Source organism: bacterium (assembly GCA_022616075.1).
Classification (GTDB): domain Bacteria; phylum Acidobacteriota; class HRBIN11; order JAKEFK01; family JAKEFK01; genus JAKEFK01.
Map to the genome: position 1 here is coordinate 1 of JAKEFK010000269.1, position 10,935 is coordinate 10,935.

8 protein-coding genes are annotated in these 10,935 nt (G+C 46.3%); 6 read left to right on the forward strand and 2 right to left on the reverse strand.

Annotated features, from left to right (window positions below; genetic code table 11):
• The first annotated feature begins 919 nt into the window (after positions 1–919).
• A complete protein-coding gene (locus tag L0156_22270) occupies positions 920–1,030 on the forward strand; it encodes a DUF4326 domain-containing protein (GenBank protein MCI0605723.1) in 111 nt (36 codons plus the stop codon).
• 21 nt (positions 1,031–1,051) lie between these two features.
• On the opposite strand, the gene L0156_22275 is transcribed toward L0156_22270, so the two are convergent.
• Both L0156_22275 and L0156_22280 read right to left on the reverse strand, forming a co-directional pair.
• Positions 1,052–1,618 carry a hypothetical protein gene (locus tag L0156_22275; protein ID MCI0605724.1) on the reverse strand — a complete coding sequence of 189 codons (567 nt, stop codon included), beginning with the start codon at positions 1,616–1,618 and terminating at the stop codon, positions 1,052–1,054.
• 224 nt (positions 1,619–1,842) lie between these two features.
• Positions 1,843–2,121, reverse strand: coding sequence for an NHLP leader peptide family RiPP precursor (locus tag L0156_22280; GenBank protein MCI0605725.1), 279 nt, complete (start codon positions 2,119–2,121; stop codon positions 1,843–1,845).
• Between the two features lie 110 nt (positions 2,122–2,231).
• Here L0156_22280 and L0156_22285 point away from each other — a divergent pair, with 110 nt between their 5' ends.
• The 5 genes from L0156_22285 to L0156_22305 all read left to right on the forward strand — a co-directional run bounded on the left by L0156_22285 (position 2,232) and on the right by L0156_22305 (position 9,989).
• A complete protein-coding gene (locus tag L0156_22285; protein ID MCI0605726.1) occupies positions 2,232–4,124 on the forward strand; it encodes a RiPP maturation radical SAM C-methyltransferase in 1,893 nt (630 codons plus the stop codon).
• A 72-nt stretch (positions 4,125–4,196) separates the two neighbouring features.
• Entirely contained in the window at positions 4,197–6,689 is a 2,493-nt protein-coding gene (locus tag L0156_22290) for a protein kinase (GenBank protein ID MCI0605727.1), read from the forward strand.
• A gap of 26 nt (positions 6,690–6,715) precedes the next feature.
• Positions 6,716–8,071, forward strand: a complete 1,356-nt coding sequence (locus L0156_22295) for a hypothetical protein (GenBank protein MCI0605728.1) — start codon at positions 6,716–6,718, stop codon at positions 8,069–8,071.
• 9 nt (positions 8,072–8,080) lie between these two features.
• Positions 8,081–9,022: a CHAT domain-containing protein gene (locus L0156_22300; protein ID MCI0605729.1), complete on the forward strand. Its 942-nt coding sequence runs from the start codon at positions 8,081–8,083 to the stop codon at positions 9,020–9,022.
• A gap of 28 nt (positions 9,023–9,050) precedes the next feature.
• The gene (locus L0156_22305) at positions 9,051–9,989 is read left to right on the forward strand and encodes a CHAT domain-containing protein (protein ID MCI0605730.1); all 939 of its coding nucleotides are present in this window, start codon (positions 9,051–9,053) and stop codon (positions 9,987–9,989) included.
• Positions 9,990–10,935: the final 946 nt, after the last annotated feature.

The window sequence follows — 10,935 nt, forward strand, 5'->3', positions numbered from 1 at the left end:
ACGTCCGGCCGAATTCCACCTTTCAGAAATAATTTTACGATTTGAAGATCACGGTCAGAAATAGCTTTCAAGAACTGCGCTTCATTGTATTCAATCCCGTACTTTTCCAGTTGACGTTTTGCTCTGGCACCGGGCTCGAACAGAGAGACAATTGGGTTATAGCCAGTCATGAAGTCGTCGAACTTTGTAACAGAGAAATAAACAGCAAGCAATATTAAGAATACCCATGTTTTTTTTGCTCGCCCCACCAGTGAAGCAATTTGCGCGTTTGGCGGTTAAAGAAAGAAGTGATGACCTTCAATGGGGTCTTTTGATTTTCAGAACGATCTTTTTTCATGGAAGGTAACCGACCATGCGAGGATAATACATTTAAAATGAGGAGTCGAGCAATCGCTCTGTTAACGCATTGCCAGGCGCTTTCCCTTTCGCTTCAACGCTTCTTCCATTGCATTCATCTCTTTTTCCAACATCTGAAAAGCCAGCAACACAGTATCTTCGAGATTCTTCCCCCGTAAAGCTTGTTTGCGCGCTCAACAATGTCGTTTATCCTTACGTGTCGCTCGTCAGTTAACTGAATACAAAGATGCGGCTCCTTGTGGTTTGTGGCGACCAGATTGAAATTCATCATGGAAGGTCCCATCCTTTCAGCTGCACCACGTCACAAAAGCCGCACGGACAACTTATGTGAGGGGGTAACTGTTCCATCATCTGTAATCTCGAAATGCTGGCAAAGCGAATAGACTCCGCCACAATTGGGACAAGAGATTTTCGCTTTGTGTTCCATGCTTGTCACAGATCATGCCGCGCCAACGCGCCGGTATGGTTTTCGATTCCGCCGGGTTCAAGTGATTCAATTACAAAACGAATCCCTGCGCGATTATCCAACAGTTTGCCCAACAATAATTCATGATTTAGAAGACTGCGTGAAAAGGATCTTGCCTGTTATTGTCCGAAAGGATCTCCGTGTCATACGGACGTGCTGCTGAGATTGGCGAATCATGACTGCAAGGCGGAGAGTGGACGCTTGTAACCGGACCCGAAAATAGTCAAGCTATTTTTCGTCATTCTGGAGGATGAATGGAAGACATCGCGGGGCGGAGACATCCGGTATCATCTGTCTTGCATCATCAATCGAGCCTCGAGTAGGATCCAGATCGAACTGATCTGTCTGCAGAGGAGTGATCCTTCCGCACTGGATCATCTTAATTACGAGGCGGGCTGGATTCTCCTTTGCCAGCTCACGCCAATAACCGAGGGCATCGACCAGACCTTTGTTTTTATCGGCCGAATCCGAGATGCCCTTGATCACGATGGCTGCTGTGGGTAATTCGCGGCGAAAGGTCGCATGCAGAACGCTGGCGCCCTCCGTCTCCGTTCCGATGATCCTGCCATGCAGTAATAGCAATTCCCTTTGTTTTCTCTTGCTGGCAACTACCAAACTTCCGGATGCCACTGTGCCGAAATGGATTCCCGGACGATGTGCTCGCATGGCACTTCGAGCTGAGCGAACTTGCAGTCTGTTTTTGGATTTGACAGCCTTCGCTTTTTGTGAGGCGCTTTCCTGGGCCGAATGTTGCCATTCAGCAAAGATTTGACCGTCCAGTCGAAGAGCTTCCATTTGGCGTATTAGTACAGTGCTACAAGGATAGTCTTGAGGCCGATATTGAATTCGTTTCGAGTTTACTTTGCAGCATTCATCTCATCCAAAGAGACGCCCTGATTAAATAAGTGCTCGGCGAGTTTGCGATCGTACAGCCTACAGCTACTATTGGCGAAGGCGAGGTGCATGTAGCAACTGCTTGTTGCACAGTTGAATGCCCCGCCGGCCGCAGACGCGCGTAGCTACTCTCCATTTGATGGGCGACGAGACAGTAGTGCCTCCCAAAGCTTGTTTGCTCTCCCTGGACCTCTCATGCGTCTTTCGTATGGGATGACTACATACATGGTATCGGCAGCTTCTTCAACGACTTTGATGTGTTGGATACTTTTAGGTATTTCGAAGCCCGTTTGTTCCAGGATTTGGCGCGGACGTGATAGAAATTCCTGTTTAAAGTTCATGTCCGTCCTGATACGTTTCAGCAGCTTTGCTGCCCGCTCTTCAAAGGTCGATTTTTCCGTCATAATGATCTCCGATTACTCTTGCGGAAGTATACCATTTCGTTCTACCATTCGGTACAGTGATGCCTTAAGGCCAAGGCTATTCATTGAATGGGAAAGCTGGTGATCGCAATATGAGCAAATTTCGTGTTGCTCTGATTACGATGCCGTTTTTTCCTGTCACACATCCATCAATTCAGATCGGTCTGCTGCATGCCCATGCTCAACGAGCTGGTTTTCCGGTGGATTCATTTCACTTAAATCTAGATCTGGCCGCCCGGATGTCGCTACGGGCATACGATGTTCTCAGCAACCATCGGGGACGTATGACTTCAGAATGGTTTTTCGCGGAATCCGCTTTCGGTAAAACCCCAGGCTCCTTCAAAAACTATTTCTCCGCTTTTCCAGAAGAAACACAATTCCTCCGCAGGTCGCGCATAACGCTGCGATCCTTGAAAGAAGTACGCGAACAAATAGTACCAGCGTTTTTTGACCACTGCATGAAGATCACAAGATGGGGGAAATACGGTCTTATCGGTTTTTCATCGATTTTTCAGCAAAACGTTGCCTCGCTAGCCTTAGCCCGGCGAATCAAAGAGAAATACCCACACGTAAAAATTATCTTTGGCGGCGCAAATATGGAAGGAGAAATGGGTATTGAATACCTACGTGCGTTTCCTTTCATCGATTATGTTGCGTTGGGAGAAGGGGACAAACTTTTTCCCGAATTACTGCGATGCTTGAGTAGTGAGGAAAGCGTTACGAACATTGCCGGCCTGGCTCACCGGTCTAATGGTGTTGTTCAGGTAAATGGGTTCGCCCCGCCAATACAAGACATGGACTCCTTGCCGACTCCCAATTATGACGAATATTTCCTTCGCGCCAAAAAATTAAAACTTGAACTTTCTTCTATGCAAATCTTTATGCCACTGGAAACGGCGAGGGGTTGCTGGTGGGGAGAAAAACATCACTGCACGTTTTGTGGTCTGAACGGAAGCAACATGAAATTCCGAGCGAAATCCATTCCACGGGTTTTGAATGAGATTGATGATTTAAGCAGCAGATATGGTTACACTTTCTTCGCGACCACTGATAACATTCTAGACCTGGGCTATTTAAAAGAACTCTTTTTTAGAACCGAACAGCTGCCTCGCAATTATCGTTTTTCCTGGGAAATCAAATCCAATTTAAGCCGCGAGCAAATCCGAGTCCTCTACTTAGGAGGAATGAGGGCTCTTCAGCCTGGAATCGAAAGTTTCAGTTCACACGTGCTACAGCTGATGAGGAAGGGCTCCAACATGCTGCAAAATCTCGTCACTCTAAAATGGTGCCGCTACTACCAGCTTCAGGCGTACTGGAATTTGCTTTATGGTTTTCCGGGCGAGCGAGAGGAAGATTTCCGGAAAGAACTGAGCATCGTTAAATTGATTTCACACTTGCAGCCGCCTTACGCTTGTAGTCGTATCTGGCTTGAGCGATTCGCGCCTTATTATTTCGACCGTGAGAGTTTTCCCGTAAAAGCAATCCGACCGGATCCGAGTTATTCACATACTTACCCATCGAACGTCTCACTTGAAAAGATTGCGTACTTTTTTGACTATCAAATGAAAAATACAACGCCAGATGAGATTCACAAGGATACAAAGGATTGGGTCCATCGTTGGAAGGCAAAATGGGCAAAAGGATCGTTCGACCTTCTGACATTTTGGATTGAAAAAGAAGAATTACTCATCAACGATTCGCGATCTCTATTGAGAACAGAAGGCCATAACACGGGAATGCATCAATTCCCTGCGCCTGCTGGTGCCATCTATGAATTTTGTACAGATACGTATCGTTCATTCAACCAGATTTTAAGTGAATTGGAGAAGCATCATTTAGATGCAGACGAAGAGAACGTAACCAGCAGTTTAAAGGCATTGTGTAGCTCCGGTTTTATGGTAAGCGAAGATGGGAAGTACCTCGGTCTTGCCCTTCCTGAACCTGCCGATTCGCGTCCACTCCTCAGCGGTAGTAGAATAGTCTGAGAAAGTTCACCAAAGCGACCGTCGCAAGTTTGTCTCAGTTCTTAAAATAGAGTCTCAGCGCGACAAAAATCGATGTTGGTAGGCGAAGTAGCAGGGAACTACCAGATTATTCGCCTGTTGGGTCGAGGCGGGATGGGAGAGGTATACCTGGCGCTTGATGTCCGATTGGCGAGAAAGGTCGCGCTAAAGATGATCTCGGAGAAAATTTCTTGCAATGCAACTCTGCTGACCAGATTTCGAACGGAAGCTTATGCCGCCGCAGCTCTCAATCATCCGAATATTTGTGCGATTTATGACGTTGGGGAATGGCAGAATCGTCCTTATATAGCGATGGAATATGTCGAAGGGTTGACGCTCCAAGACATGATGCGCAAAACTCCCTTTTCGGTTTCGGAGATCGTTGACATTGCGATTCAAATTGCTGAGGCGCTTGAGGAAGCGCGCCGGAAAGATGTTGTTCATCGAGACATTAAGAGTTCCAATATTATCTTGACTACACGGATGCAGCCAAAGCTGCTTGATTTTGGTCTTGCCAAGTATAACCCGCATACTGAACTCAAAGGTAATGGTTCAAGCACCCATAGTGGTCTTGTAGTCGGAACGGTTGATTATCTGTCACCAGAACAGGCCAGAGGAGAAAAGGTAGATCATCGCAGCGATCTATTCTCTTTTGGGGTCGTTCTCTATGAAGCTCTTGCCGGGCGGCGACCTTTTACTGGAAACACCGCCGCCGATACAATCGGAGCCCTTTTGTATAAGGATCCGGAATCTGTAACGGCACATCGGCCAGACGTCCCTACAGATTTAAGTCATATTGTCGAGAAGATACTCAGGAAAGATCGTGACAAGAGATATCAGACAGCTCATGAGATTTGCATCGACCTTCAACAATTTCGCTCGCAGACTACTCGATCTATCTTTGTTCCGCAGCCTAAAGCAACCAGAAAACCTGCTTTGGTAGGAGGTGTTCTGTTGCTGATCCTCATTAGCTTTTTTGCAGCTTTGGAGCACAACAAGAGAAACGATTTACGGCCGATAGCCAACGTGTCGAAAACACAGCAACAAATCAGCAATATACTAGTGCTACCGTCAAAGGTTTATGGCTCTTCGGATCTACAGTATCTCACTGATGCTATTCCGAGCTCGTTATCAACGCTTTTGGCGCGTGTTCCTGAATTGCAAACACGTGTTCCTCCCAGCAGTTTCGATGTAGAACGAGTCAAAGGTAATCTAAGCAGAATAGCGGAAGCATATGATGTTTCCACATTTGCACTGACCACAGTTTCAACGGAATCGAATCGTCTTGTGCTGAATGTTCAGCTAGTGGAAGCAGAAAACCGTCGCGTTCTGTGGAGTAATCAGTACGTAGGAAAGCTTCAGAATTACATTGAGCTTACACGCGAGGCTGCAGACGGAATTCGCGCAGCGCTGCGTCCTACCTCACCACCAATCGTCATCGCCTCAACATCTGGTTTAGCCGCGAACTCTGGAGCTGAGCTCGCTTACCATCAGGGAAAATTCTCTTCAATTCGATATGGCTTGTTCCATAAACCTCAGGACTTTGACGAAGCCTTATCAGCTTTTAAACGAGCTCTCCGACTGGATCCAAAACTCGCAGATGCAGCCGGCGAAATCGCGATTCTCTACTACTTACGTTATCAACTGACATATCAGGAAAAAGATATCAAGGAAGTAGAAAACTGGGGTTGGCAATCTCTGTATATAGACGCGCATTCAAGTAACGGATGGTCAGCCCTGGCGCTATTGGAGCTCGGAAAAGCAAAAATCGACACCAGCAAATTGCTGAAGGCGGCACTGAAAGCAGCGTCATATGGCCGAAACTCTTCAACCAATCAAGTCACTTTATCTGTGGCAATTAGCCTGGCTTCTTTGAATCTTTCAATGAAAGCTGCTGAAGAATGTCTTCGTCTCGATCCGCTTTATCCATATGCGCATGCTCTTCGAATGAGACCTCTTATCGCGTTAGGAAGGGTCAAGGAGGGTTTATCCACGGCGAAAGAATTGCTGGATATTGAACCTAATTTACCTGTGGTTTTGTTTTATCAATCATTGGCTTACTCTGATCTCCGCCAGTTACCGGAATCAAAAGCGACATTAAACGCACTCAAACCAATTGTAGATGAAGGGCGGTTTTATGAAGATTTATTTTTGATTGCAAGCCAGGCGTATGCATTACAGCTCGGCCAATATGCAGAAGCGAATGCACTGACAACCCGTCTGGATTCTTTGAATACTGCGGCTGAAGGACTGGATATCCGTGCGCAATTTATCGCTCCGTTATTGGTCCGGCATGGTAAGCTGAAGGAGGCTTTGTCGCTGTTGACCCGCGCGTTAGAGTTAAACCAGCTTCCTCATGATTTGTTGGTCATGAATCCCGATTTAAAACATTTGGAAAAGGATCCTGAATTCCAACAGATTTTCAAACGATCAAAATCCAATTTTGATGAAGTGATTGGAATCTTGAAAGAGAGTAAAGCGAGCGGAGAGCTTCCTTCTTATCTTGAAGCGCCACTTTTCGAACTGATAAATCAGTCGCAATCATGAGCCGAACAAAACTTTTGGAATAGTCAATGCAAGAAATTCCTTGGCCATACAAAATGGCTCCTGCGGATTTTGTCCGATCCAAAGCAACAATACCAACATTCGGACCGACCCGCGGCCCAGGAGGTGGAGACGTTGACCTTGTTGAATTAACCGGGTCTTTAATCAGCAGTGTTCACGGGAAATTAACAACGGTTCTTTTGTGGGCCCCTTCGCACGTTTTTGAACATACTTCCTGGTGTATGAGGTTCCAGCAACTTATCTGCATGCTGCCAGCAGATTGTGAAATCGTAATTGCGGTGAACGACGAAGACGAACCCGAGAAAATCGTCCATGTCCATGAATGGATGAATACGATACCGCCACGGAAACATCAAATCGTCCGGATCAACAAAAACGTCATGTTCAGTATATGGGCTCAGGATCCTTTTGTAGTTATTCAAAGCCACAAAACAAAACAAATGTGCTTTGTCGAACCTGTATCGTTTTCAAGATATGCGGACAGCTTTATACCGGATCGTGTTGCTGCCTGCATTGGGTATCACAAGAATCCGGATTCTTGGATTTACTTTCAAGGTGGCAATTTGCTTGTGGCCGATGATTTTTATTTACTCGGTTACGACTACATCCATAAAAGCATTGTTCATAAGGTTCACACTACATCTCCTAGTTCATTCGTTGACGTTTATACGAAAGCTCTGGATCCGAGGCCAGCTATCATTATCAATTATTGTAAGAACAATAAACCCGCCAGAGTCCCGGAATGGGAGACCCCGGATACCGAAAATAGGAATGGAACGATCTGGTGGGTAGTTGATTGGACGGCGCCAGGAAAATATCAGCCAGTTTTTCACATAGACATGTTCATGTCCCTTGGGGGGCGAAACTCTGAGGGTAAGTATAAAGTGTTTGTGGGAGATCCCACGGAAGCTGCGAAAGCTCTTGGACAAGCGCACCTTCACAAGTTTGCCAAAGCACACGTCTTCGACAGCATCATCCGAGATCTGGAGTCGCGCGGAGACCTCGAAGTAATTCGAACTCCTTTGCCATTGGTCAGCACAACAATCAGTCCGGAAATGGCACGGAAAGATCTTGAAATGAACGTGCCTGCAGATGTCCATCATGTAGCGCTCTATTATTTTGCTACTTACAACAATTGTCTTGTAGAAATCGATGGCCAATCGAAACAGGTTTGGATTCCTACGTACGGTCACGATGGTTGGGGGCAACTGGCAGCAACCGATTACGCCGTAGAGAAACTATGGGAGTGCCATGGATTTACAGTCCACCGTCTTGGTAACTTTCATCCATTTATGCTTTATCAAGGTGGCCCGCACTGTTTAACAAAGTATTTGGCACGCGAGTTAAAAGCAGACAGTCAATAGGAGGAGCTTATGGTAACAATCATGATCATTCAAGCTAATCCGCGTACTGAAATTTTTCTGAACCTAAAGGATGAATACCTGAAGGTTGAACAGGCATTAAGAGCTGTACATGCACCGGAACATAAAATAGTCTGGGAGTCGGGAGTTCGTCCGGGAGACCTTCTACCGCGACTTCGCGAACATAAACCGGCTATCGTTCACTTCAGTGGCCATGCGGATCCAACCGGCGAAATTCTTTTTGAAGATAAAGATGGGAACACCGAGCCTATTCCCACGGATCATCTAAGAGATATGTTTGCAGCAGCGGCTGAAACAGTGAAGCTAGTTGTGCTGAATTCCTGTTTTTCAGACGCACAGGCGAGAGCAATTGCCGAAACCACTCCGGTTGTTATTGGAACAACTACGGAGATGCCCGATGAATGCTCGTTACGATTCTCGGAACTTTTCTATGCGGAATTGGGTCGCGGCCATAGTGTCCAAAGAGCTATGGAAATCGTAAAGTCCGATCTACCACTACGGAACGAGGGTATCGATAGAATTCTTAATATTCATCAGCGGGCACGCGACAGTGCTTCTAAGCTGAAACTGTTTCTTCGCCCACAAATTAAGGCAGCATTTCAGCCGGATGAATGTAGTGTAAACCTAAAAATGAATGGAGATCAATATTGCATTTTCCTCTGGATAGAGAATTCGCCTGACGACACAATAGAAGCTGTTTATGAATTCAATCGCGCACTCCCGATCTCTTCTACAAAAGTCTCCTACAAGGATAGTCCGGATTTTCGCGTCTCCATCGATGCAGATGCCGATTTTCAGATACGGACCACTTTGTGGTCGCGGAACGGCGGCCAGTGTCTCATCTCTACACTGTCTGAGGCACTTAAATTGGCTCACAGCAGGGAACGAGATCCATGGATAAAGGCCATAATCGAAAAATTTTCCCGTAATTAGCTCGAAGCGCAGTGAACCAGGAGGGCGAATGGTAACAATCATGATCATTCAAGCCAATCCGCGTACTGAGGTTTTCCTGAACCTAAAAGATGAATACCTGAAGATAGAACAGGCGTTAAGAGTTGTACACGCCCCGGAACATAAAATAGTCTGGGAGTCGGGAGTTCGTCCGGGAGACCTTCTGCTGCGGCTTAACGAACATAAACCAGATGTCGTTCACTTCAGCGGCCACGGGGATCCAAGCGGAGAACTACTTTTGGAAGGTAAAAATGGGAACACTGAATCGATTCCCCTGGAGCACCTGAAAGATGTTTTCACAAAAAAAGAAGTGAAGCTCGTTGTGCTCAATTCCTGTTTTTCAGCCACCCAGGCGGCAGCAATCGCTCTGAAGGTACCGGTTGTTATTGGAACAACGACAGATATATCCGATGATTCCGCCCTGCGGTTTTCTGAACTGTTCTATTCGCAACTAGGTCGCGGTGATAATGTCGAAAAGGTTATGGAATTTGTAAAGTCCGATTTACAACTACGAAAGGATCGGATCAATACAATCGTGAAGATTCATCAGCGAGCCGGAAGTAGCGCTTCTAAACTTAGATTGTTTCTTCGCCCGGAAATTCGTGCAGCCTTTCTATTAGGAAAATCTAAGAAAGTAAAACAAAATGGACCTGAATACCAGATTAAGCTTTGGATTAAAAACGCTCCTCAGAACACGATTGAAGCTGTTTACCAATATAATCACAGATCTTTTAAACAACATCCCTTTGCCCGAGCCTCCTTCCGAAACGGAAGTGATTTCCAGGTCAATGTCAATGCATCTCGGGATTTTCAGCTTCGTGTCACTTTGTGGTCAAAGCACGCTGGCGAGTGTCTTGTTTCGACTCTTTCTGAGGCGCTTAAACTAACTCACACCAGGGAACGTAACCGTAGCATCAAGGCGGCAATCCAACAGATTTCGAAACACTAGTTTTCTTTAATACGATTGTTGGACATCATCCACCTCTACAAACAGGATCGAGCGTGTAGCAACTGTCAATAACCCTGGAATTGTGTTTCGAGAGAAACTGCAATGGCCGCAATTTGCTGCTTGACTTCTCATGGCTCGACTTTTATAAAAATGAGTCCGGCGCAGGCGAAAAAACTGCGTGCTCGACCCTTCGGGATCGACGGCAGCGGGTTTGATCTAACGGAGCTTTTCCCTAACGAGACGCGGGGCGTCCCAGGAATGGCGACTGCTCCGCGCTGGTACCTTGCAGAAACCTAAGCGGAACCGGACGTCGCGCATACCTGGATCCATAAAAATCGCGTCGCGCGTCAAAAAGGGACGATGGGTGCAGCTCGGGACAACTCTATGTTCAGAATGTACAATCCGATGATTTTCCAAGAGGAACACATAAATTCGGTTGGCATTTAGAAAACAACTACTCACAGCTAAGAAGCGCTAGAGATCAACTTGCAGGAAATGCGAACAGGATACGGATCGGGATTCTTGATATCGGAATCGATTTTCAACATGCAACACTTCCGCAAAAAATTCTTCGAAATTTGCAAAGAAATTTCGTTAAAGATGGTCGTCATCCAAATGATGCTTCGGACTTTTGAAGCTTGCACTTGCGTGGTTTAAGTTCAAGTAGCTCCTGACTCCCGCAATGGACAGTAATGTCATGGAGTTGTTGATTGCTCTTCGCGGTGGCTTCGATCCAAGCGGCTACCGTTTTGGGAAGCAAAAGAGGAAACCAGGAGTTTGTATACGTTGAGCTTCAAACAGCTCTCGCAGAACATTCTCGGGAAATTACAGCAATGACGGTACTCCTGTCTGTCACCTGGAGCACACTTCAGCAGAATTGTTTAAACTCGCTACAGACAATTTCGTAACACTCACAGGCAATTGCTTCCAGGTTTTTGCGTTGCAG